This window comes from Pseudomonas sp. p106 (assembly GCF_003936645.1).
In the GTDB taxonomy this organism is placed as follows: Bacteria; Pseudomonadota; Gammaproteobacteria; order Pseudomonadales; family Pseudomonadaceae; genus Aquipseudomonas; species Aquipseudomonas putida_E.
The window spans coordinates 43,983-67,523 of the sequence record NZ_RHQR01000014.1; the positions used below are offsets into that span (position 1 = coordinate 43,983).

At 65.3% G+C, this 23,541-nt stretch carries 22 protein-coding genes; 17 read left to right on the plus strand and 5 right to left on the minus strand.

What is annotated here, in order from left to right:
• Nucleotides 1–134: 134 nt before the first annotated feature.
• Together EGJ09_RS17505 and tadA are read left to right on the plus strand one after the other, a co-directional pair.
• Entirely contained in the window at nt 135–1,520 is a 1,386-nt protein-coding gene (locus tag EGJ09_RS17505) for a multicopper oxidase family protein (RefSeq protein WP_125924469.1), read from the plus strand.
• Nucleotides 1,520–1,999 (plus strand): tRNA adenosine(34) deaminase TadA, encoded by a 480-nt coding sequence (gene tadA, locus EGJ09_RS17510; protein WP_046784397.1) that lies wholly within the window; start codon nt 1,520–1,522, stop codon nt 1,997–1,999. The genes EGJ09_RS17505 and tadA overlap by 1 nt, the downstream gene beginning before the upstream one ends.
• 104 nt (nt 2,000–2,103) lie before the next feature.
• Here tadA and mltF read toward each other — a convergent pair whose 3' ends face one another.
• On the minus strand, nt 2,104–3,561 hold the full coding sequence (gene mltF, locus EGJ09_RS17515; protein ID WP_115273982.1) for a membrane-bound lytic murein transglycosylase MltF: 1,458 nt from the start codon (nt 3,559–3,561) through the stop codon (nt 2,104–2,106).
• Between the two features lie 282 nt (nt 3,562–3,843).
• On the opposite strand from mltF, the gene purL reads away from it, so the two are divergent.
• Together purL and EGJ09_RS17525 are read left to right on the plus strand one after the other, a co-directional pair.
• Nucleotides 3,844–7,743, plus strand: a complete 3,900-nt coding sequence (gene purL, locus EGJ09_RS17520; protein WP_115273983.1) for a phosphoribosylformylglycinamidine synthase — start codon at nt 3,844–3,846, stop codon at nt 7,741–7,743.
• Nucleotides 7,744–7,746: 3 nt separating this feature from the next.
• Nucleotides 7,747–8,058: an NGG1p interacting factor NIF3 gene (locus EGJ09_RS17525; protein WP_125924470.1), complete on the plus strand. Its 312-nt coding sequence runs from the start codon at nt 7,747–7,749 to the stop codon at nt 8,056–8,058.
• Between the two features lie 43 nt (nt 8,059–8,101).
• Here EGJ09_RS17525 and tatC read toward each other — a convergent pair whose 3' ends face one another.
• From tatC to tatA, 3 genes are read right to left on the minus strand one after another with little or no spacing between them, the layout of a single operon-like run.
• Nucleotides 8,102–8,860 carry a twin-arginine translocase subunit TatC gene (tatC, locus tag EGJ09_RS17530; protein ID WP_119687701.1) on the minus strand — a complete coding sequence of 253 codons (759 nt, stop codon included), beginning with the start codon at nt 8,858–8,860 and terminating at the stop codon, nt 8,102–8,104.
• Nucleotides 8,857–9,147: a Sec-independent protein translocase protein TatB gene (gene tatB, locus EGJ09_RS17535; RefSeq protein ID WP_046784393.1), complete on the minus strand. Its 291-nt coding sequence runs from the start codon at nt 9,145–9,147 to the stop codon at nt 8,857–8,859. Before tatB ends, tatC begins: the two co-directional genes overlap by 4 nt.
• Entirely contained in the window at nt 9,147–9,380 is a 234-nt protein-coding gene (tatA, locus tag EGJ09_RS17540) for a twin-arginine translocase TatA/TatE family subunit (RefSeq protein WP_046784392.1), read from the minus strand. The genes tatB and tatA overlap by 1 nt, the downstream gene beginning before the upstream one ends.
• 145 nt (nt 9,381–9,525) lie before the next feature.
• On the opposite strand from tatA, the gene gspK reads away from it, so the two are divergent.
• On the plus strand, nt 9,526–10,491 hold the full coding sequence (gspK, locus tag EGJ09_RS17545) for a type II secretion system minor pseudopilin GspK (RefSeq protein WP_115273985.1): 966 nt from the start codon (nt 9,526–9,528) through the stop codon (nt 10,489–10,491).
• A 111-nt stretch (nt 10,492–10,602) separates the two neighbouring features.
• Here gspK and EGJ09_RS17550 read toward each other — a convergent pair whose 3' ends face one another.
• Entirely contained in the window at nt 10,603–12,666 is a 2,064-nt protein-coding gene (locus EGJ09_RS17550) for a PhoX family phosphatase (protein ID WP_125924471.1), read from the minus strand.
• A 224-nt stretch (nt 12,667–12,890) separates the two neighbouring features.
• Here EGJ09_RS17550 and EGJ09_RS17555 point away from each other — a divergent pair, with 224 nt between their 5' ends.
• From EGJ09_RS17555 to EGJ09_RS17610, 12 genes are read left to right on the plus strand one after another with little or no spacing between them, the layout of a single operon-like run.
• Nucleotides 12,891–14,531: a lipoprotein UxpA gene (locus EGJ09_RS17555; RefSeq protein ID WP_125924472.1), complete on the plus strand. Its 1,641-nt coding sequence runs from the start codon at nt 12,891–12,893 to the stop codon at nt 14,529–14,531.
• On the plus strand, nt 14,528–14,953 hold the full coding sequence (locus EGJ09_RS17560; RefSeq protein ID WP_115273988.1) for a pilus assembly protein PilZ: 426 nt from the start codon (nt 14,528–14,530) through the stop codon (nt 14,951–14,953). Before EGJ09_RS17555 ends, EGJ09_RS17560 begins: the two co-directional genes overlap by 4 nt.
• Nucleotides 14,954–14,974: 21 nt before the next feature.
• Nucleotides 14,975–16,909: a type II secretion system secretin GspD gene (gspD, locus tag EGJ09_RS17565; RefSeq protein ID WP_371316846.1), complete on the plus strand. Its 1,935-nt coding sequence runs from the start codon at nt 14,975–14,977 to the stop codon at nt 16,907–16,909.
• Entirely contained in the window at nt 16,909–18,357 is a 1,449-nt protein-coding gene (locus EGJ09_RS17570; RefSeq protein WP_119687698.1) for a GspE/PulE family protein, read from the plus strand. The genes gspD and EGJ09_RS17570 overlap by 1 nt, the downstream gene beginning before the upstream one ends.
• A gap of 3 nt (nt 18,358–18,360) precedes the next feature.
• Nucleotides 18,361–19,563 (plus strand): type II secretion system inner membrane protein GspF, encoded by a 1,203-nt coding sequence (gene gspF / locus EGJ09_RS17575; RefSeq protein WP_012315992.1) that lies wholly within the window; start codon nt 18,361–18,363, stop codon nt 19,561–19,563.
• 18 nt (nt 19,564–19,581) lie between these two features.
• On the plus strand, nt 19,582–20,016 hold the full coding sequence (gspG, locus tag EGJ09_RS17580) for a type II secretion system major pseudopilin GspG (RefSeq protein WP_046784384.1): 435 nt from the start codon (nt 19,582–19,584) through the stop codon (nt 20,014–20,016).
• Between the two features lie 3 nt (nt 20,017–20,019).
• Complete coding sequence (gene gspH / locus EGJ09_RS17585; protein WP_046784383.1) at nt 20,020–20,457, plus strand: type II secretion system minor pseudopilin GspH; 438 nt, start codon at nt 20,020–20,022, stop codon at nt 20,455–20,457.
• A complete protein-coding gene (locus tag EGJ09_RS17590) occupies nt 20,454–20,822 on the plus strand; it encodes a type II secretion system protein GspI (RefSeq protein WP_125924473.1) in 369 nt (122 codons plus the stop codon). The genes gspH and EGJ09_RS17590 overlap by 4 nt, the downstream gene beginning before the upstream one ends.
• Entirely contained in the window at nt 20,819–21,409 is a 591-nt protein-coding gene (locus EGJ09_RS17595; protein WP_046784381.1) for a type II secretion system protein, read from the plus strand. The genes EGJ09_RS17590 and EGJ09_RS17595 overlap by 4 nt, the downstream gene beginning before the upstream one ends.
• Nucleotides 21,406–22,494: a type II secretion system protein GspL gene (gspL, locus tag EGJ09_RS17600; protein ID WP_125924474.1), complete on the plus strand. Its 1,089-nt coding sequence runs from the start codon at nt 21,406–21,408 to the stop codon at nt 22,492–22,494. Before EGJ09_RS17595 ends, gspL begins: the two co-directional genes overlap by 4 nt.
• Nucleotides 22,491–22,877, plus strand: coding sequence for a type II secretion system protein GspM (gene gspM / locus EGJ09_RS17605; protein WP_046784380.1), 387 nt, complete (start codon nt 22,491–22,493; stop codon nt 22,875–22,877). The genes gspL and gspM overlap by 4 nt, the downstream gene beginning before the upstream one ends.
• Nucleotides 22,874–23,533 (plus strand): general secretion pathway protein GspN, encoded by a 660-nt coding sequence (locus EGJ09_RS17610; RefSeq protein WP_125924475.1) that lies wholly within the window; start codon nt 22,874–22,876, stop codon nt 23,531–23,533. The genes gspM and EGJ09_RS17610 overlap by 4 nt, the downstream gene beginning before the upstream one ends.
• The last annotated feature ends 8 nt before the right edge of the window (nt 23,534–23,541 follow it).

Here is a 23,541-nt window from a genome sequence, read left to right on the forward strand (position 1 = left end):
GCCTGCCAGGTGTGCTCAGGGCAGCGCTATGCAACACTTCACTTAATCTTTCCCATTTGCAGGTGTATCGTATTCGCCCTTCATCGCCAGCCGTGCTGGCAGCTTGACTGCGCTTAAACGAGGTACCCGCACCGATGTCCTTCACCCGTCGACAAATGCTCAAGGGCCTGACCGGCCTGGTTGTAGTAGGCCTGGGCGCCGGAGGCGCAGCGCGGTACTGGCTGGGCAAGGTCGAGGACGAGAATGCCGGGCACGACTACGAGCTGATCGCGGCGCCCCTGGAGGTCGAGCTTGTGCCCGGCTTCAAGACCGAGGCCTGGGCGTTCGGCCCGTCGGCACCAGGTACCGAGTTGCGGGTTCGCCAGGGCACCTGGCTGCGGGTACGGTTCATCAACCATCTGCCGGTGGAAACCACCATTCACTGGCATGGCATCCGCCTGCCGCTGGAAATGGACGGTGTGCCGTATGTGTCGCAGTTGCCGGTCAAGCCGGGCGAGTATTTCGACTACAAGTTCCGTGTGCCTGACGCCGGCAGCTACTGGTACCACCCGCACGTCAGCAGCTCTGAAGAACTCGGCCGCGGCCTGGTAGGCCCGCTGATCGTCGAGGAGCGTGAGCCCACCGGTTTTTTGCATGAGCGCACGCTGAGCCTGAAGAACTGGCACGTGGACGAGCAGGGTGCCTGGCTGCCGTTCAGCATCCCCCGGGAAGCGGCGCGCAATGGTACCGCCGGCCGGCTGATCACCATCAATGGCCAGGCTGACTCGGTCACCGAATTACCGGCCGGGCAGGTGGTGCGCCTGCGTTTGCTCAACCTGGACAACACCTGGACCTACCGCCTGAACCTCAAGGGTGGCAATCACGAGGCCAGAATCTACGCCCTCGATGGCAACCCGATCACCCCGCGTGTGCTCGATGACGAGTACTGGCTGGGGCCGGGCATGCGTATCTGCCTGGCGATCCGCATCCCCGAGGCAGGTGAAGAGATTTCCCTGCGCGACGGCTTCGTGCGCTTGGGCACCTTGCGCTCGGTAGCCAGCAACGATGCGCCCAGCGACTGGCCGCCTGCCTTGCCGCCGAACCCTGTGGCCGAGCCGGACCTGGAGAATGCCGAGAAGCTGAACTTCAATTTCGAATGGGTGGGCAAGGTTTCGGTCAACACCGAAAATGGCAGGCCGCCGAGCCTGTGGCAGATCAATGGTCAAGCCTGGGACATCACCGACAAGACCTGCGCCGACCGGCCGATCGCCACGCTGCAAAAAGGCAAGAGCTACATCTTCGAGTTGAAGAACATGACCCAGTACCAGCACCCGATCCACCTGCATGGCATGAGCTTCAAGGTCATTGCCTCCAACAGGCACAAGATCGTCGAACCGTGGTTCACCGATACCTACCTGCTGGGCAAGAACGAGCGGGCCCAGGTGGCGCTGGTGGCCGATAATCCAGGCACCTGGATGTTCCACTGCCATGTCATCGACCACATGGAAACCGGCCTGATGGCCGCGATTGCGGTGGTCTGATGCGCCCACAGATCATCGATCGCAGCCGTGATCAGGAATTCATGCGCATGGCCCTGGACCTGGCGGCACAAGGTGCCGCGCTGGGCGAGGTGCCGGTGGGCGCGGTGCTGGTGCAGCACGGCCAGGTGATCGGGCAGGGCTTCAACCGGCCGATCATCGACAGCGACCCCAGTGCCCATGCCGAGATGGTCGCCATCCGCGCGGCGGCAAAGTCTGCGAGCAATTACCGCCTGCCGGGCAGCACCCTTTATGTGACCCTGGAGCCTTGCAGCATGTGCGCGGGGTTGATCGTGCATTCGCGGGTGGCCCGGGTGGTGTATGGCGCGCTGGAGCCCAAGGCCGGCATCGTGCAGAGCCAGGGGCAATTTTTCAGCCAGGGCTTCCTGAACCATCGGGTAATGTACGAAGGTGGGGTGCTGGCCGAGGAATGTGGCGCAATCTTGAGCGAATTCTTCAAGGCGCGGCGCGCCAAGGTGTAGGAGCGGCCTCGTGTCGCGAAAGGGCTGCAAGGCAGCCCCGCCTTTAATGCCTCAATACTGAACCCTGGACAGCTGTGCGGGCCTTTCGCAACACAAGGCAGCGCCTACATCGGCGGCGACTGTTCCGCCGGTTTGTCCTTGTTGACCCCCGGCACGTGCAGGTTGCCCTCGGCCACCTGGCCCTCGAGCTGCGGCTGGGTCACCCAGGTGAGGATGTCGTAGTAGCGGCGGATGTTGGCCACGAAATGCACCGGCTCGCCACCACGGGCGTAACCGTACTTGGTCTGGCGGTACCACTGTTTCTGCGACAGGCGCGGCAACATCTTCTTCACGTCCAGCCACTTGTTCGGGTTGAGCTTTTCTCGTTTGGCCAGCGTGCGCGCGTCTTCAAGGTGGCCGCTGCCGACGTTGTAGGCCGCCAGGGCGAACCAGGTGCGGTCTGGCTCCTTGATGCTGTCGTCGAGCTGCTGCTTGACCAGCATGAAGTATTTGGCACCACCTTTGATGCTCTGCCTCGGGTCCAGGCGGTTGGACACGCCCATCGCCTGGGCGGTGCGCTGGGTCAGCATCATCAGGCCGCGTACGCCGGTCTTGGAGGTGACTTCCGGTTGCCACAAGGATTCCTGATAACCGATCGCGGCCAGCAGGCGCCAGTCCACCTGTTCGACCTTGGCGTAGCTCTTGAAGTATTTTTCGTATTTGGGCAGGCGCTGCTGCAAATGCTGCGCAAATGTGTAGGCGCCCACGTAACCGAGCACGTCGACGTGGCCGTAATAGCGGTCTTTCAAACGCTGCAGGGTGCCGTTTTTCTGCGATTTGTCGAGGAATTCGTTGACTTCGTTCAGCAGGCTGTTGTCTTCGCCCGGGGCGACCGCCCAGCGTTGGTTGCGGGTTTCGCCAAGGTCGAAGGCCACCCGCACGTTGGGGAAGTACACCTGGTTCATCGCCAGTTCGTTGGAGTCGACCAGCGTCAGGTCGACCTGCCCTTCATCGACCATGCGCAACAGGTCGACCACCTCCACCGCGTCGGACTCTTCGTATTCCAGGCCCGGGTAGCGCCTTTTCAGTTCGGCCAACTGGTCGGCGTGGCTGCTGCCTTTGAGCACCATGATCTTCTTGCCGACCAGGCCCTTGGGGTTTGTTGGGCGCGAGCGGCCGTTGCGATAGATGACCTGAGGGGTCACTTCCAGGTATGGATGGGAGAACCTGGCCTGGGTCTTGCGCCGCTCGCTGCTGACCAGGCCGGCCGCTGCCAGCACCGGACCGGACGGTTTACCCAGGTCGTCGAACAGTTCGTCGAGGTTGTCGGCGGTCTCGATCTCCAGCTTGACGCCAAGATCGTCGGCGAAACGCTTGACCAGCTCGTATTCGAAGCCGGTTTCGCCGTTGCGGTCCTGGAAATAAGTGGCCGGGCTGTTGCGGGTGATCACGCGCAGCACGCCGTCCTCCTTCACGCGCTCGAGGGTGCTGGGTTTTTCAACGCAGGCACCGAGCAACAGAAAGAGACCGGTTGCGAAAAGCCATTTGGCGCAACGCTGGCGCAAAGCAGTATGGGCGAACATAGCTTGCAGTATACGCAAAGGACGGGGGGCGCCATATCTCGACAACTGCCAGGTTGTCTGGTAGCGCGTTCTGTGATGCAAGCTGCAAGCGGCAAGAAAAATGCGACCTGCGCGCCACCTGTTTTTTCTTGTAGCTTGCAGCTTGCGGCTTGTCGCTTTTTTTGACCCCGAAGTCCGGTTCCGCCGCCCGGCAGCATTGCCCTCTGGCGGGTGCCGCAAGCCGCGGAATTAGGCTAGAATGCACGGCCTCTAAGCACACCCCTTCCTGAGGCTGTCCCGACGATGTTGATCCTGCGCGGCGCTCCTGCCCTTTCTGCCTTTCGCCACGGTAAATTACTCGAGCAACTGAGCCAGAAAGTCCCCGCTGTTACTGGTTTGTATGCCGAATTTGCCCACTTCGCCGATGTCGACGGCGAGCTGACCGCCGACCAGCAGCAGGTGCTGGGCCGTCTGCTCAAGTACGGCCCGAGCGTGCCGGTGCAGGAGCCGACTGGCCGCCTGTTCCTGGTCGTGCCGCGCCTGGGCACCATCTCGCCCTGGGCCAGCAAGGCCAGCGACATCGCCCACAACTGCGGCCTGCAGTCGATCCAGCGCCTGGAGCGCGGCATCGCCTACTACGTTGCCGGTGACCTGAGCGACGCCGACGCCGCCGTTGTCGCCGCTGAACTGCACGACCGCATGACCCAGCGCGTGCTGGCCCAGCTGGAGCAGGCGAGCGACCTGTTCAGCCATGCCCAGCCCAAGCCGATGACGTCGGTCGATATCCTGGCCGGTGGCCGCGACGCGCTGGCCAAGGCCAACATCGAGCTGGGCCTGGCCCTGGCCGAAGACGAGATCGACTACCTGGTCAACGCCTTCCAGGGGCTCAAACGCAACCCGAACGACATCGAGCTGATGATGTTCGCCCAGGCCAACTCCGAACACTGCCGCCACAAGATCTTCAACGCCAGTTGGGACATCGACGGCCAGGCTCAGGAAAAGAGCCTGTTCGGCATGATCAAGAACACCTACCAGATGCACAGCGAAGGCGTGCTGTCTGCGTACAAGGACAACGCCTCGGTGATCGTCGGCAACGTTGCCGGCCGTTTCTTCCCGAACCCTGAGACCCGCCAGTACGGCGCGGTGCAGGAGCCGGTGCACATCCTGATGAAGGTCGAGACGCACAACCACCCGACCGCCATCGCTCCGTTCTCCGGTGCCTCCACCGGCTCGGGCGGCGAAATCCGTGACGAAGGTGCTACCGGCCGTGGCGCCAAGCCAAAAGCCGGCCTGACCGGCTTCACCGTGTCCAACCTGCGCATCCCGGGCTTCGAACAGCCATGGGAGCAGGCCTACGGTAAACCTGAGCGTATCGTTGACGCCCTCGACATCATGATCGAAGGCCCGCTGGGTGGCGCAGCGTTCAACAACGAATTCGGTCGCCCGGCTCTGACCGGCTACTTCCGTACCTTCGAGCAGGCCATCAACACCCCGCACGGTGAAGAAGTGCGCGGCTACCACAAGCCGATCATGCTGGCCGGCGGCATGGGCAACATCCGTGAAGACCACGTACAGAAGGCCGAAATCACCGTCGGCGCCAAGCTGATCGTGCTCGGTGGCCCGGCCATGCTGATCGGCCTGGGCGGCGGCGCCGCTTCGTCGGTCGCCACCGGTGCCAGCTCGGCGGACCTGGACTTCGCCTCGGTGCAGCGCGAAAACCCGGAAATGGAGCGCCGTTGCCAGGAGGTCATCGACCGTTGCTGGCAGCTGGGCGACAAGAACCCGATCGCCTTCATCCATGACGTCGGCGCCGGCGGCATTTCCAACGCCTTCCCTGAACTGGTGAACGACGGTGGCCGCGGTGGCCGCTTCGAACTGCGCAATGTGCCCAACGACGAGCCGGGCATGGCCCCGCACGAAATCTGGAGCAACGAATCGCAGGAGCGTTATGTGCTGGCCGTCAGCGCTGTCGACTTCGAACGCTTCCAGGCCATCTGTGAGCGCGAGCGCTGCCCGTTCGCCGTCGTTGGCGAGGCGACCGAAGAGCCGCACCTGACCGTGACCGACAGCCACTTCGGCAATACGCCGGTGGACATGCCGCTTGACGTGCTGCTGGGCAAGCCGCCGCGCATGCACCGTTCGGTAACCCGCGAAGCCGAACTGGGCGATGATTTCGACCCGAGCAAGGTAGACCTGGACAGCGCCGTGCAGCGTGTCCTGAACCACCCGGCGGTTGCCAGCAAGAGCTTCCTGATTACCATCGGCGACCGCACCATCACCGGCCTGGTGGCCCGCGACCAGATGGTCGGCCCGTGGCAGGTACCGGTGGCCGACTGCGCCGTCACGGCCACCAGCTTCGACGTGTACACCGGTGAAGCCATGGCCATGGGTGAGCGCACGCCGCTGGCAGTGCTCGACGCGCCAGCGTCCGGCCGCATGGCGATCGGTGAAACCCTGACCAACCTGGCTGCCGCGCAGATTGAAAAGCTGTCCGACATCAAACTGTCGGCCAACTGGATGTCCGCTGCCGGCCACCCAGGCGAAGACGCCCGTCTGTACGACACCGTCAAGGCTGTCGGTATGGAGTTGTGCCCGGAGCTGGGCCTGACCATTCCGGTCGGCAAGGACTCCATGTCGATGAAGACCAAGTGGAGTGAAGAGGGCGTCGAGAAGAGCGTCACTTCGCCAATGTCGCTGATCATCACCGGCTTCGCCCCGGTCACCGACATCCGCAAGACCCTGACCCCGCAACTGCGCATGGACAAGGGTGAGACGGACCTGATCCTGATCGACCTGGGCCGCGGCAAGAACCGCATGGGCGCTTCGATCCTGGCGCAGACCTACGGCAAGATCGCAGCCCAGGCTCCGGACGTCGACGACGCCGAAGACCTCAAGGCGTTCTTCGCCGTGATCCAGGGCCTGAACGCCGACGGCCACCTGCTGGCCTACCACGACCGTTCCGACGGCGGCCTGCTGACCACCGTGCTGGAAATGGCCTTCGCCGGCCACTGCGGCCTCGACCTGCAACTGGACCCGCTGACCGACAACAGCAATGACGTGCCGGCCATCCTCTTCAACGAAGAGCTGGGCGCAGTCATCCAGGTTCGCCAGGATGCTACCCCGGACGTGCTGGCGCAGTTCAGCGCCGCAGGCCTGGGTGAAGGTTGCGTGGCGGTGATCGGCAAACCGGTCAACAACGCCGAGGTGTCCATCAGCCTGAACGGCCAGGTGCTGTTCGACGACGACCGTCGCATGCTGCAGCGCCAGTGGGCCGAGACCAGCTACCAGGTTCAGCGCCTGCGTGACAACGCCGACTGCGCCGACCAGGAGTTCGACGCGCTGCTCGAAGAAGACAACCCGGGCCTGTCGGTCAAGGTTGGTTACGACGTCAACGAGGACATCGCTGCGCCGTACATCAAGAAGGGCGTGCGCCCGCAAGTGGCGATCCTGCGTGAGCAGGGCGTCAACGGCCAGGTCGAGATGGCTGCCGCCTTCGACCGCGCCGGCTTCGCCGCCATCGACGTGCACATGAGCGACATCCTCGCTGGCCGCGTCGACTTCGAAGCCTTCAAGGGCCTGGTGGCCTGCGGTGGTTTCTCTTACGGTGACGTGCTCGGTGCCGGTGAAGGCTGGGCCAAGTCGGCCTTGTTCAACGCCCGTGCCCGTGATGCCTTCCAGGCCTTCTTCGAGCGTACCGACAGCTTCGCCCTGGGCGTGTGCAACGGTTGCCAGATGATGTCCAACCTTCACGAGCTGATCCCGGGCACCGAGTACTGGCCGCACTTCGTGCGCAACCGCTCGGAGCAGTTCGAAGCCCGTGTGGCCATGGTCGAGGTGCAGAAGTCCAACTCGATCTTCCTGCAGGGCATGGCCGGTTCGCGCATGCCGATCGCCATCGCCCACGGCGAAGGCCATGCCGAATTCGCCAGCGAAGAGGCACTGTTGGAAGCTGACCTGTCCGGTTGCGTGGCCCTGCGCTACGTCGACAACCACGGCAAGGTCACCGAAGCCTACCCGGCCAACCCGAACGGCTCGCCGCGTGGTATCACCGGCCTGACCAGCCGCGACGGCCGCGTGACCATCATGATGCCGCACCCGGAGCGCGTGTTCCGCGCCGTGCAGAACTCCTGGCGCCCGGATGAGTGGCAGGAAGACGCCGCGCTGATGCGTATGTTCCGTAACGCGCGCGTCTGGGTGAACTAAGGCGTGTACAAGCTCGCCTTCTTCGTCCCGGCCAGCCACGTCGACGTGGTCAAGGCCGCCGTGTTCGCCGCCGGTGGCGGGCTTATCGGCGACTACGACCACTGCGCCTGGCAAACCCTGGGCCACGGCCAGTTTCGCCCCTTGGACGGCAGCCAGCCGTTCCTTGGGCAAACCGGCCAGGTCGAGGTGGTGGAGGAGTGGAAGGTGGAGCTGGTGGTGGCCGACGACCTGATTGCCCAGGTCGTCGCTGCGCTCAGGCAGAGCCATCCTTACGAAACACCGGCCTACGAAGTCTGGCGCCTCGCCGATTTCTAGGCCGAGCTGAGTTCATCGCCGGCTTGCCGGCGATGAACCCGGTTCATTCAGCGACGCTCTGCGGCGCTTGCCCCTCCCGCCGCAACCCGGCACACGCCAGCAACCCCACCTCGAACAGCACCCACATCGGCACCGCCAGCATGGTCTGTGAGAACACATCCGGCGGCGTCAGGACCATCCCCACCACAAAGCAGCCGACAACTACGTAGGGCCTGCTGCGCCGTAATGTGGCCACGTCGGCCAGCCCCACCCAGACCACGATGAACGTTGCCACCGGGATCTCGAAGGCCAGGCCGAACGCCAGGAACAGCGCCATGATGAAGTCCAGGTACTGGCTGATGTCGGTCATCATCGCCACGCCGTCTGGTGTCACGCTGGCAAAAAAGCCGAACATCATCGGGAATACCAGGTAGAAGGCGAACGCCATGCCGGCGTAGAACAGCACAATGCTCGACACCAGCAAGGGCAGGGCGATGCGCCGCTCGCGGCGGTAAAGGCCCGGCGCAAGAAAACCCCAGGCCTGATGCAGCAGCAGCGGCATGGCCACGAACAGCGCACACATCGCGGTCAGCTTGAACGGTGTGAGAAAGGGCGAGGTGACACTGGTGGCGATCATGCTGGCGCCTTCCGGAAGGAAGCGGCGCAGCGGTTCGGAAATCAGTGTGTAGAGCTGCTGGGCGAAGGGGAACAGGCCGGCGAACACCAGCGCGACCAGTAGCAGGCAGCGCACCAGGCGCCTGCGCAGGTCGCGCAGGTGACCGGTGAGCGGCATGTGTGCCGCCGGGTCCAGGGCGATACTCATGAGGTGGTCTCCCGAATGACCGTGGCCGTTGCAGCGTCAGTGGCCGGTTCCGCCTTGAGGCTGATGCCCTGGCGCAGCTCCTGCTCGAGGCGTTGCAATGGCGCGCTGTCGAGGTTGGGCATGTCGATTTCGCGTTCCATCTGCGCGCGCAAACCCTGCATTGCCCGGCGCGCCTGGCCCAGGCCACGGCCCAGCGTACGCGCCGCGACGGGCAAGCGTTCCGGGCCAAGCACCAGCAGCGCGACGATGCCCACCAGCAGCATCTCGCTGAAGCCTACCTCGAACATCAGGCCTGCCGATCCGCGTGCGGCTGTGGCGCAGGCGAACGGGTCAGTGGCTCCTGTTGTACCTGCGGTGCTGCAGTTTGGGTGCTGGCATCGCTGTCGCCCCCCATGGACTTGCGAAAGCCCTGGATCGCTTCGCCAACATCACTGCCCAGACCCTTGAGGCGTTTGGTGCCAAACAGCAGAAACACGATCATCAGTACGATCACCAGTTGCCAGATTCCGATGCCACCCATTACGACCACTCCTGTAAGGCCATGAAAAGAAAGGCCAATCCTGCCTCGCGTAGATGACGCGAACATGACTGCAAGGTATTTGCAATCTGCCTGCAACAACTCCCCTGTTGACTGGCGCCTTGTTCGATAAGAGGAGTGCTGCGCCATGGGTGGCAAGCGACAGCAGGGCGCCGCGCTGCTGATGGTGTTGGTGGTACTGGCGATGCTCGCAGCGGGTATGGCCTGGCTGGTGGAGGACGGGCGGCGTCAGGTCGATGACGTACAGCTGCTGCGCCAACGGGTACAGGTGCGGGCCATGGAGCAGGCTGGCCTGGCCTATGCCGAGCAGGCCTTGCGTGACCCCGCCTGGCGGCTTAGCCCGCTGTTCTGGCAGGCGCTGCGGGGGCAACCGTTGACGTACGATTTTGGCGCCGGCCAGGCACAACTGCGGGTGTACGACCAGCACACCTGTTTCAACGTCAATGCGCTGCTGGGGGATGACGGTGAACGTGCCGAGCGCCAGCTACGGCGTTTGCTGGGCGACAACATGGCCGCGCAACGTCTGGTCGACGCCTTGGCAGACTGGCTCGACAGCGACAGCGATGCACGCCTGCAAGGCGCCGAAAGTGCCCAGTATCTGCGCCAGCAGCCGCCTCGTCTGGCGGCCAACCAGCCGATGCTGGACACCAGTGAGTTGAACCTGCTGCTCGAAGCGGATGCCTCGCGCCAGCGCCGTTATCCGATGTTGTGTGCTTTGCCGCAGACCACCGGCTGGCGTCTGAATGCCAATGCTGTAGGCCTGGAGCATCTGCCATTGCTGGAGGCGCTTTATGAAGGGCGGTATCCCCGCTCGTTGCTCAGCCGCATCGTCAGTGGTCGGCCGGCGTCGGGCTATGTAGATGCCGCAGCGTTGCGTCAGGCGCTGGGGGCGGTGGATGACGAAACGTTTGAGCGGTTGAGCGAAGGGTTGCTGCTCAACAGTGGGCATTTTCAGTTGCAGCTTTCGTTCGAAGAACAGGGCAGGACGATACGCAGCGCGTTTGAGCTGGAGGCGTTGGGGGTGGTGCAGTGGCATGCGCGGGTGCCGGCGCAGCAGGTGCGGGTGAAGAGTCGGGCACCAATGGCCTGGTGATCATGTTCAAGGGCTGCCGTGCAGCCCAATCGCCGGCAAACCGGCTCCCATACCTGTAGGAGCCGGCTTGCCGGCGATTGGGCCGCGCAGCGGCCCTGATGCAAAAACGGATCAGACGGTCCCGATCTCCCCGCCATCATCGCGCTGGATCACCACGGTCGAAGCCCTCGGCCGTACCGTGGTCCCCGCTGGGGTCACATCGGTGGCCTTGTCGGTGTAAGGCCAGTTTTCCGGGTGCTGGATATTGACGAACATCGACTTGTTGTCCGGGCTGAAGGCAATCCCGGTCACCTCGCTGCCGTTCGGCCCGACGAAGAAGCGGCGCAAGTCCACCTGGTTCTGGGCATTGACCGGTATTTGGTTGCCAGCGGCATCCACCAGGTCGGTAGGGATCACCGCCAGCAACTGATCGTTGGTGTAATCGGTGACCGTGCTCTCGCCGTTGTCAGTCTCGAACCACAACACGCCACGGCTATCGAAGCTCATGCCGTCGGGGCTGGCGAACTGGTTGAGTTCGGTCAGGCCCGAGCGGTTGATGTCTGCGGTGCCGGCGGCGTTGGCACCGAACACGAAGATATCCCAGGTGAAGCTCACGTGATCGTCGCTGTCGTGCCAGCGGATGATGTGGCCGTGGCGGTTCGGGCCACGCGGGTTGGCCGCATCGACTTTTTCCGGGGTGCGCGCACTGTTGTTGGTCAGGGTCAGGTAGACGTCGCCATTGAGCGGGTTTACCGCTGTCCATTCCGGGCGGTCCATCGGTGTTGCGCCCACTGCATCACCGGCACCGCGAGTGTTGAGGATGATGCCTGCCAGGTCACCGTACAGCGCCCCGAGGGTGCTGCCGGCAGTGGTGGCGGTGGTCACGTCGAGCAGAATCCACTCGCCCGTGCCGTCTGCATTGAAGCGGGCCACGTAGAGGTTGCCCTGGTCCATGTACTTGGCGCCGGTGGCCAGGCGGTCGGCCGGGCTTGCGTCGGCGGCATCCCACACCGCGGTGGAGACGAACTTGTACAGGTACTCGTTGTTGGAGTCGTCGCCCATGTACCAGACCAGCGGTTTACCGGCCACCGGCAGGCCCGGGCAGCAGCCTTCGTGGCGGAAGCGGCCGAGTGCGGTGCGCTTGGTGGCCAGGGTGCTGCTGTTGTACGGGTCGATCTCGACGATGTAGCCATAGGTGCTGGCTTCGTTGCGGTAGTCGTCGGTGGCGCTGGCACCTTTGATGGTCACGTCGAAGCGGGCGAATTCATCGTTTTCTTCGGTGCTGTCACCAGCAGCGGTCTCCCACTTGTACTGGCCGCTGGAGGTGCCTACGCCGATGCGTCGCTGGTCCTCCGGACGGGTGTCCTTGTTGACGAAAATGCCAGGCCAGTTCTCTTCGCAGGTCAGGTAAGTGCCCCACGGGGTGTAGCCGTTGCCGCAGTTGTTGTTGGTGCCGCGGCAGTGCGTGCCGTCAGCCGAATACTTGGTCTTGACGTGGTCGGTGCCACGCAGCGGGCCAGTGATTTCCATACGTGAGGCGGTGGTGAAACGGCGGTTGAGCGGGTCGTTGTCGACCACCTGCCAGCGCCCGTTGAGCTTCTGCAGGCGCACCACGCCGGCACCGTGGGCGTTGATTTCCTTGCGCACTTCTTCGGCCGGGCGATTGCCGCTGGCGTCGGTGGTCGGGCCGTTGGGGTGCAGGGCGGCGGCATCGATGTATTCGAAGTTGATCGCCAGCAGGCCGTCTTCGGAACTGCCATTGATGGGGAAGAAGTGCATGCCGTCATGGTGCATGCCCATGGCATTGGCCTGGTCGCTGGAGGTATTGCTGCCGTCCGGTTTCCAGGGGTTGGCGTTGCTGTTGATCGGCGTGCCCCACGGTGCCAGCACGTAGGCACTGTAGCCGGCGGCGACGACACAGGCGTCGGTGCGTGAACCCGCGATGGACTGGAAGCCCAGCGCCAGTTTCGGTACTTCAGGTTCGGTAACCGGCGGCTCGGTGGCCGGGTCATCGTTGTCGGAACCGCCACCACTGTCGAAGCAGCCGGTCAGGCCGGTACCGGCAATCATGGCGATAGCGGCACCCAGGCTGCCGCGCATCACGCTGCGACGGCTAAGGTAGGCGTCCATGACGCTGGCCATCGGCAGGTTGCCACTGTGGTTGCGGTCCAGGTTGTCGCCGGTTTCTCGACTCATCAGGGTGTCCTTGTATTGGCTGAGTTGGAGGAAACCGCGACTTTAGTGCGCAAAGATGATGATTCTTTGGCAGAAATATTAACGTCGCTTTAAAACATTAAGTTCTTATCGCTGTGCCAGACAGAACAATCTGGAATGGTTGTCGGATTTCTGCCATCAAACTGTAATGCCAACGCCGCAACATCCGGGGCCCAAAGAGAACTCGGATAAGGATGGCGGGCCCGATGGCAAGCAGTGTGTACAGGCGCGAAATGATCAGATGGATGGGTGTCGGTGCCCTGGCACCGTTGCTCGGTGCCTGTTCTGCATTCCCGGGCCAGCGCGGCGGCAATGCCAGCCTGGACCTGTTGTACGTCGCCGACACCCTCGATGCGCGCCAGCCCGGCCAGCCCGTGGTGCCGGCGACCCGCCTGGGCCCGGTCAGCCACCTGGGCCGTGCCCCCTGGATGACCGGCGACAGCGCCAGCGTGGCTTACCCTCAACTCGCGCCTTTGCTCGATGCCAGTCAGGCGGCCGGCGTGCAATTGGGTGGCTATGCCGTGCTCGCGGCCCTGTTGGAACAGCTGCGCGCCGAGGTGGGGCCGGGCAATAGCCTGACCCTCGAGAACGGCCAGGGCTGGAACGGCAGTGGCCTGGCCTATCTGACCCAGGGCGAGAGCGGTGTGCAGGGCAGCCAGCTGTTGGGCAGCGAAGCCCGTGTGAGCAGTGATGAACGCGTGCTTTGGCCACAGCGCAGTGCCGCCCTTTACCACCAGTCTTCAGCGATGACCCTTGCTGCGGGTATTGCCGACGAACAACGCAAAACCTTGGGCCTGGAGCCTCTGCACGTGTTCGAGCGCGGCGGTGCACGCATCGCCGTGGTGGGCGTCACCGACCCTTACGCCCAGGACCAGAAAGCCTCGCTCAAACAGTGGTACCAATCGCTGCTGCCGACCTTCGAGCAGGCCCGCCGCGAAGCGGACCTGGTGGTGGCGCTGGCGGATGTCGGCACCGGCCCGGGCCTGTGGCTGGCCGAGCGCGTGGCGCAGATCGACGTGCTGCTCTGCGCACGTGGCCAGGACCTGTGGCCCACACCTGTGCAGGCGACCCAGGCCAGTGGCCGGCGCATCCCGGTGTTGTTTGCCGGTTGCCGGGGCAGTGGTGCGTTTCGCCTGCGTTGCCAACAGGTTGCCGGGCAATGGCAGTTCGATGGGCGCTTCTTTCCTGCATTGGCCCAGCAACTCTCACCCGCAGCGCAGTTGCGCGCCAGCCAGTTGCAGGCCGAGTTGCGCCAGCAGCGCGCAGGCCATGCAGCGTGGCTCGACCAGCCGCTGGCGGTTGCGCCACAGGCGCTGTGGCGTCGCGACACGCGTGGCGGCAGTTGGGACCGTTTGCTGCACCAGGCCCTGGCCGATGACAGCAGCATGCCGGTGCTGTTGCCGGGCCTGCGCTATGACTACCCATTGGCCGCTGGCGAGGCCATCACGCGCGAGCACCTGATCAGCCTCACCGGCGGCTACCCGGCACCAGTGGTCGAGGCGCCGGCCCGGCAGGTCGAGCAGGTGCTGGAAAACGCCGCCGAGCAACTGTTCGGTGACCCCTTGCTGCTGGACAACAGCCAGGACCTGCCACGCTGGCAGGGCCAGGCCTGGCAGGTGAGCTACAGCCCGCAAGGCAAGCGCATCACCGGCCTGGATCCGGTGCAGGGCCTGTGCCGCACCTTTGGTCTGCAATTCGAGCCCCAAGCCGGTGAGCCGTTGTGGCAAAGGGTCGAGGCCTGGCTCGGGCGGCAGCAGCCGGGTTGGCAACTGGCGGCCTTGCAAGTGCCGCAGGTGCGCTACGTGCAAGGCCACCCAGGCTGGCACCCACGGCAGCTGATGTCATGACATTCGCCGCTCGCCTGATGACCGGTGGCCTGCTGACGCTGGCCGGGTGGCTTGCCGCTCAATGCGTGCTGCAACTGGCGCGCCAGCCGCAACCGGCCAGCGCCCCGGTTACCGTCGACGCCCCGCTGCCGGGGTTGCTGGTTGGCCATTGGCAAGCGCCAGGCGACGACGGCTCGATTGCGCTCACCCGGTTGCCATTGCAGTACCTGGGCGGCCTCAAGGCCAAGCCGTTGTCGGCCAGCGTCGTGGTGCTGCGCTACGGCCAGCAGGTGCGCACCTTGGGCCGCGGCCAGCGCCTGGCACCGGGGATCGTGTTGCAGGACATCGACGCCGATGGCCTGATTTTCGACAACCAGGGGCGGCGTGAACGCTTGCCCTGGCCGCCACGCCCCGCCGTGACCGGCTTCAAGCGGCAAGGATGAACAATGCTGGTGAAATATTGCGTGGCCGCTGCCTTGACCCTGGCTCTTGCTGCGGCCTGGGCAGAAGAACCGGAAACCTTCGATGACAACGGCACCCCGCTTTACGAGGTGAACTTCGTCGACACCGAACTGGGCGAATTCATCGACAGCGTGTCGCGCATCACCGGCACCACGTTCATTGTCGACCCGCGGGTCAAAGGCAAGGTCACGGTGCGTACCGTCGACCGCCACGATGCCGATGCCATCTACGACATCTTTCTCGCCCAGCTGCGTGCCCAAGGCTATGCCGCGGTCGATCTGCCCAATGGCAGTGTGAAGATCGTCCCCGACCAGGCCGCGCGCCTGGAGCCGGTGCCAGTTGAAGCCGCCGGCAAGCACAGCGAAGGCAGTGATGGCGTGGCCACCCGCGTATTCAATGTGCGTAACGCCGCCAGCGAGCAGATGCTCGGTATTCTCAAGCCGCTGATCGACCCGCGTGTTGGTGTGATCACCCCTTATCCTGCGGCCAACCTGCTGGTGGTCACCGATTGGCGCAGCAACCTCGAACGCATCGACAGCCTGTTGCGCCAGCTTGACCAGGTCAGTGACGAACCCCTGAAGGTCATGCCCCTGCGCCATGCCAGCGCCGCCGACACCGCGCAGTTGCTGACCCGCCTGTTGGCCCGGGAGCAGGGCGCAGACAGCACCCAGGTGGTGGCTGACCCGCGCAGCAATGCCTTGCTGGTGCGTGGCAGCACCGACCGTGTGCGAGCCCTGCTGGGCCAGCTCGATCAGCCCAGTGAGAACCGGCACAGCAGCAACACGCAGGTGATCTACCTGCGCCATGCCAATGCTGGCGAAGTGGTGAAGGTGCTGCGCGGGTTGAGCCAGGAAGGCGGTGTGCCCAGCGAGGGAGCAGGCGAAGGCGAGGCCAAGGACAAGCCGGTGATGGCCGCCGCCAGCGATTCGGGCATACGCCTGGAGTACGAGGAGGGCACCAACGCCGTGGTCATGGTCGGCCCCGACAGCGAGCTGGCCGCCTACCGCTCCATCGTCGAGCAGCTGGACATCCGCCGCGCCCAGGTAGTGGTCGAGGCCATCATCGCCGAAGTGTCCGACAGCCGTGCCCAGGAGCTTGGTGTGCAGTGGCTGTTCGCCGACGAAAAGTTCGGCGCCGGCATCGTCAACTTCGGCAGCAACGGGGTGAACATCGCCAACATCGCGGGCGCCGCCGCCAGCGGCGACAACGAAGCGCTGGGCGACCTGCTGTCGGCCACCACGGGCGTGACTGCCGGCATCGGCCACTTCGGCGGTGGCTTCAACTTCGCCATGCTGATCAACGCACTGAAGGGCAAGAGCGGCTTCAACCTGCTGTCCACGCCGACCCTGTTGACCCTGGACAACGCCGAGGCATCGATCCTGGTCGGCCAGGAAGTGCCCTTCGTCACCGGCTCCGTGACGCAGAACAACGCCAACCCCTACCAGACCATCGAGCGCAAGGAAGTCGGGGTGAAGCTGCGCATCAAGCCGCAAATCAACATCGACAACAGCGTACGCCTGGACATCGTTCAGGAAGTCTCGTCGATCGCCGACTCCAGCGCCGCCAGCGATGTGATCACCAACAAGCGCGAGATCAAGACCAAGGTCATGGTCGAGGACAATGGCCTGGTGATTCTTGGCGGCCTGATCAGCGATGAGCTGAGCACCAGCGATCAACGCGTACCGTTTCTCGGGGATATTCCGGGGCTGGGCCGGCTGTTCCGTTCCGAGGCCAGCAAGAACACCAAGCAGAACCTGATGGTCTTCATCCGCCCGCGCATCCTGCGTGACGGGCCGAGCCTGGCGGGTTTGAGCGAAGACAAGTACCGCACCCTGCAGCAGACCACGCCGCTCAAGCTGCCAGGCCTTGCGCAGGACGGCCAGCTGCTGCGGGTATTCCCGGCCAGCCGCGCGCGCCTGGACGGGGGCGACTGGTGATGCTGCCCTATCGCCTTGCGCGTCAGGCCGGGCTGGCCATGGCCCCGGCGGATACCGGCTGGCAGTTGTGGCTGCGCCGCGATGCCGACAGTAACCAACTGCAGGAACTGCTGCGTGTGCATGGCCAGCCCGTGGCACTGCACTACCTGGAAGCTGCGCCGTTCGACGAACGCCTCGGCCAGTTGTATCAGGCCGGGGATGCTGCCACCGAAGCACTGATCGAAGGCATCGGCGAACAGGTTGATCTGGACAGCCTGATGAGCGAAATGCCGCGCATCGAGGACCTGCTAGAAAGCGATGATGAGGCCCCGGTGATCCGCCTGATCAACGGCCTGTTCGGCCAGGCCCTGCGCCTGCGCGCTTCGGACATTCATATCGAGACCTTTGAGCAGAGCCTGGTGGTGCGCCTGCGTGTCGATGGCCACCTGCGCGAGGTGTTGCGCCCGCCGCGCGCGTTGTCGGCCATGCTGGTGTCGCGGATCAAGGTCATGGCGCGCCTGGACATCGCCGAGAAGCGCCAGCCCCAGGACGGTCGCATCACCTTGCGCGCCGCCGGGCGTGAGGTGGACGTGCGCGTCTCGACCTTGCCCGGTATCCATGGCGAGCGCGTGGTGATGCGCGTGCTCGACAAGCAGGCCAGCTTGCTGGCGTTGGGCAACCTGGGCATGCCCAACGCAGTGCTGCACGGCCTGCGCAATTGCCTGACAAGGCCCAACGGTATCGTGCTGTCCACCGGGCCGACCGGCTCGGGCAAGACCACCACCCTGTACGCCAGCCTCAACAGCCTCAATGACGGCAGCCGCAACATCCTCACCGTCGAGGACCCGGTGGAATACGCCATCGCCGGCATTGGCCAGACGGCCATCAATCCGCGCGCCGGGCTGACCTTTGCCACTGGCCTGCGCGCCATCCTGCGCCAGGACCCGGACGTGATCATGCTCGGTGAAATCCGCGACCAGGAAACCGCGCAGATCGCCGTGCAGGCCAGCCTCACCGGCCACTTGGTACTGTCGACGTTGCACACCAACAGCGCAGTGGGCGCGGTCACCCGCTTGCGCGACATGGGCGTCGAGCCGTTCCTGATCGCCTCATGCCTGCGTGGCGTGCTGGCCCAGCGCCTGGTGCGGCGGCTGTGCCATTGCGCGGTGGCGCAGCCACTGCAGCCGGCCGAACGGGCGCTGTGGCCTGAGCTGGCGGCGCTGGGCAGCAGCTACCACGCGGTGGGCTGCGAGCAATGCCAGGGCACTGGCTATATCGGTCGTTTGGGCCTGTACGAATTCATCGAACTGGACGCTGGCCTGATCGGCCTGCTGTATGACGGCGCCAGTGAACTGGCCATGCACGACTACCTGGCCGAGCGCCGCCAGAGCCTGGTGGCGATGGCCAGTGATTGCCTGGCCCGCGGCGAGACCAGCCTGGCCGAAGTACTGCGTGTGGTGCAGGGCTGACCCATGCCGACCTTTCGCTACCAGGCCGTTGATCTAGCCGGCAAGACCCACAAAGCCAGCCTGCAGGCCGATACCGAACGCCACGCACGCCAGTTGCTGCGCGAGCAGGGCTTGTTCCCCCGCCAGTTGCAGCGCTTCGAAAGCGGTGCCCGGCAGCCGCGCCGACAACGCCTGAGCCGTGCCCAACTGTGTGAGCTGACACGCCAGCTGGCGACCTTGACCGGCGCGGGCATCCCGCTGGTCGATGCCTTGGCGACGCTTGAGCGCCAGTTGCGCCAGCCAGCCCTGCACGGGGTGCTGGTGGCTCTGCGTGGCTCGCTCGCCGAGGGCCTGGGCCTGGCCCGTAGCCTGGCCCGCCAGGGCGCGCCGTTCACCGGTCTGTACTGCGCGCTGGTCGAAGCCGGTGAGCGCTCCGGGCGGTTGGCCCAGGTGCTTACCCGGCTGGCAGACCACCTGGAACAGGTGCAGCGCCAGCAGCACAAGGCGCGTACGGCACTGATCTACCCCTGCGTGCTGATGGGCGTGTCACTGGCGGTGGTGATCGGCCTGATGACCTTCGTCGTACCCAAGCTCACCGAACAGTTTGCCCATGCCGGGCAGAGCCTGCCGCTGATCACCTCATTGCTGATCGGCCTGAGCCAAGGCCTGGTGCACGCCGGCCCCTGGCTACTGGGGCTGGCCATCCTCACGTCGCTGCTGGCCAGCTGGTTGCTGCGCAAGCCGCACTGGTGCCTGCGCCGCGACGACCTGCTGCTGCGCCTGCCACGCGTGGGGGGGCTGTTGCAGGTGCTGGAGAGTGCCCGCCTGGCGCGCAGCCTGGCGATCCTCACCAGCAGCGGTGTTGCCTTGCTCGAAGCCTTGCAGGTGGCCACTGAAACCGTCGGCAACCGGCGTATCCGCCTGGCCATGGAGCAGGTGCGCCAGCAGGTGCAGGGCGGCACCAGCCTGCACCGGGCGCTGGATGGTTGCCAGCAGTTCCCGCCGTTGCTGGTGAACATGGTCGGCAGTGGCGAGGCCAGCGGCACCCTGGCCGACATGCTCGAGCGCGTGGCCGACGACCAGGAGCGTGGCTTTGCCCGCCAGGTGGATACGGCCATGGCGCTTTTCGAACCCCTGATGATCCTGGTGATGGGCGCCGTAGTGCTGTTCATCGTGCTGGCGGTGCTGCTGCCGATCATGCAGCTCAACCAGGGCCTGCAACTGTAGATGACAAGGAGCAACCCCATGCAGCATCGACGCAAGCGCCAACACGGCTTCACCCTGATGGAAATCATGGTGGTGATTTTCATCATCGGCCTGCTGATCGCCGTGGTCGCGCCCAGCGTGCTCGGCAACCAGGACAAGGCCATGCGGCAGAAGGTCATGGCCGACCTGAGCACGCTCGAGCAGGCGCTGGACATGTACCGGCTGGACAACCTGCGCTTTCCCAGCAATGAGCAAGGCCTGGCTGCGCTGGTGAAAAAACCGACCCAGGAGCCGCTGCCGCGTGCCTGGCGCAGCGATGGTTATGTACGCCGCCTGCCGGAGGACCCGTGGGGCACCCCGTACCAGTACCGCATGCCTGGCGAGCATGGCCGGGTCGATGTGTATTCGTTGGGCGCCGATGGTGTACAGGGCGGCGAAGGCCAGGACGCCGACCTGGGTAACTGGGCGCTGTGAGCGATGCGCCCACAGCGCGGTTTCAGCCTGCTCGAATTGCTGGTGGTGCTGGCCATCGCCGGCCTCATGACCGGGCTTGCGGTGGCCTGGCTGGACAGCGGCAAGGCCAGCGTCGATCAGGCGTTGCAGCGGCTGGCGGCGCACGTCCACACCCAGGCTGCACTGGCCCGGCATGCCGGGCAATTGCGCGGGCTGCGCTGGACCGGCCAACACCCGGAGTTCGTGCGGCGTGAGCGCGAGGGCTGGGTGGCCGAACCGGTCAGCTTTGGGGACTGGCCCAAAGGGCTGCGCCCCGACTGGCCGGCCAGCCTGCAGCCGCATCTGCAGTTCACGCCGCAAGGGTGGGCCCAGCCGGGTTCGGTGCGCTGGCACTGGGCAGGTGGCAGCCAGCGCTGGGCGTGGGGGCGTGACGGCCAGTTGCGAGTGGGGTTGTCACCATGAAGCGCACGCAACAGGGGTTCACCCTGCTGGAGGTGACCGTGGCCCTGGCGATTGCTGCTGTGCTGGCGGTGATCACCAGCCAGGTTCTGCGCCAGCGCCTGGCAGTGCAGGACAGCGTGCAACAGCATCGCCTTGGCGTGCTGTGCGCTCGCGAGCTGCAGGCGCGCTTTGCCGTGGACCGGTACTGGCCGGCCAGCAACCAGCCCAGTGGGGTGTTGAACCAGGGCGGGCAGGCGTGCCACTGGCAGATGCAGCTGCGCCGTACCGGCGTGCGCGACCTGCGTCGCGGCGAGATGCAACTGTATGCCGACCGCGATCAGCGCCTGCCGTTGGGCCAGTACACGGTTTTTCTGGAGCGTCCATGAAGCGGCGCCAGGCAGGCTTGACCCTGATCGAACTGATGGTGGCCATGGCCTTGACCGCGCTGCTGGGGGTCATGCTCGCGGCGCTGGTCAATGGCTGGCTCAAGGTCCGCGAGCGGCTGCAGGTAACCCGCCAGGAGAACAGTGTGCTGGAGTTCTGCCTTGCGCTGGAGCGGCGCTTTGACAGCCCGGTACTGCGCCGGGTGTATGAGCAGCGCCTGCCACTGGCCAGCCGCTGGCTCGACTGGCAGCCCGATCGCCAGCAGTTGCTGTGGGTGGCAGCCACGGCTGTGCCAGAGGCCGAGGGTGGCTCACGGCTGCAGCGCCAACGCCTACGTTTCGACCCCCGCGAACAACGCCTGATGCTGGAAACCTCGGCAGACCTGTACGCCGCCAGCGAACCCCGTTGGGTCGTGCGCGAGCAGCTGCAGCAGGTCAGTGCGCTGAATGTTCTTTATCACCAGGGAGGCCGATGGCTGCCCTGGCCTTCCGACCAACCCGCGCACCCCGGCCGTGGTGTGCGCGTGCAACTGCAGCGTGATGGAGCCCCCTATGTCTGCACCTTCACGCTCCCTTGGGGGCGTTCATGAAGCTTGAATGGCGGCGACGTGCGCCGGCGCGGTCTTGGTTGCTGCTGCGCCCGGGCGTGATCTGGGACTGGCTGTTGGTTGAAAACGGTGTGGCCCAACGGGAAGGCCAGGGCGAGCCCCCGGCGAACCTGGACGCACAGGTAGCGCTGATCATCCCGGGCGAGCGGTGCAGCCAGTTCGAGCTGGCTGCACCGCCGGGCCTCAAGCGTGATGAGTGGCCCTTGCTGCTGGAAGACCACTTGCTGCAGAACGCCGAACAGGTGCAGTGCGCTTGCCTCGCTCGCCAGGCAGGGCAGTTGCGCCTGCTGGCGGTAGCCCGCCAGGCGCTGGACGAATGGCGTGGCCAGTGCAGCGAATGGGGGCTGCAGATCGAGCGCTGTTGGGCCGAGTTCCAATTGTTGCCCACGCCTGAGCCCGGGACGGGCTGGCAGTGGCAGCGCGCGCCTGGCCTGTGCCTGTACCTGGGGCGCAGCGAAGAGGGGAGCGCCCATTGGCTGGCCTGGCCTGACGCGCTGGGTGAGGTACCGCAGCAGCCCTGGGATAGCCTGCGCAAAGCCACCCAGGTCGGGCGCTGGCCGGGAACGCTGGCGTCGCTCGACACGCTGCCAAGCCTGTTCGAGCGAACCCGTCAGGCCCGCTCGGCGCCCCGTGTGCCGGCCCTGCCGCGCGCGCTGGTTGTCGCCTGCCTGGTGCTGGCCGTGGTGTGGTGCGGGCTATGGGCGGGCCAGCAATGGCGGCAGGTACAAACCTGGCGCACGCAGGTGCTGGCCGTGACCGACCCCCAGGCCAGCCCTCGGCAAGCGGCGCAGGCCCTCAAGCGCCTGCGCGAAAGCGAACTGCAACAGCAACTGCGGGAGCGTCAGCTTCAAGACCTGCAAGCACACCTGCAGGCCTGGCTGCATGAGCACCCAGGCTGGCGCCTGCAAGCGGTGCGCTTCGACGGCCAGCGCTGGCACCTGCGCCTGCAGGGCGAGGGGAGCGAGCCGCCCTGGCAAGAAATGGCAAGCGCCGCCGGAGCGGCGGTGCAGGTACTGAGCGCTGCGCCAGCGGCGCACGTGGTTTTCGATCTGGGAGCGCCAACATGACCCGAGCGTGGTTTCAGCGTCATCGATTGTTGCTCGCCTGGTGCCTGATCGGCTTTCTGCTGGCGTTGCTGGCACTGCGCCAAGGCGTGTCGCAATGGCGCGAGCTCAGCCAGTGGCATGGGCTGGCAGTGCAGGCCGCCGCCTTCCCCAGCGGGCCAGGCGTGAGCCTGGAGCGGCTGCGTCAGTCTGCTCAGGCGCGGCGGGTCGAAGTTGCCGAGGTCGAGGTGCAAGGCAAGGTGTGGCAACTGCGCGGCCAGGTGGCCGATGAGCAGGTTTTGCAGCGCTGGCTGCAGGCCTTGCGCGCAGAGGGTGCGCAACCGCTGCAGTGGGCCCTGGAACAGGATGCCAAGGGCCTGCGTTTCGACCTGGTGGTGCAGCCATGAGCCGCCGTGGGCTGCTGTGGGCCGGGCTGGTGTTCAGCCTGACCTTGCTGGTGCAGTTGCCGGCGTCCTGGGTTGCAAAGGGCTTGGGCCTGCCGATGCATGCGGTCAGCGGCAGCCTGTGGCAGGGGCAGGCGCAGCAGTTCGGGCCTGCCGGCCCCGTACGCTGGGCCTTGCAGCCTTGGCGCTTGCAGGCCAACGCACAGCTGGGCTTTCAGGGCCAGGGCTGGCAGTTGCATGCCGAAGGCTGGCCATGGCGCTGGCGGTTGGACGTCACTGCACAGGCTCCCCAGGCGAGTGTGCAGACGGCCTATCGGCTGGCCGGGCAGTGGCAGGGCACGCTGCGCCTGCAAGGCGCGGGGGGGCAGTGCCGAACCAGCGAAGGCCGCATCACGGTCACCGACCTCGCCTTGAGTGAACCTTGGTCGCTGGGGTTGGGGCAGGGCTGGGTAGAAATGGATTGCCGCACAGGCTGGCGCCTGCATGGGCAACTGATACAACAGGGCGAGCATCAGTTGGCGCTGGATGCAGACCTTCTGGGGCGCCACGCAGTGGTGGCGGCCGAACTGCAGCCGGACGCGGCCCTTACACCGCTGCTGCGCGCTGCTCGGTTGCTGGGGCCACAGGCATTGACGGGGCAGGGGGAGTGGCGTTGGTAAGCAGCGGT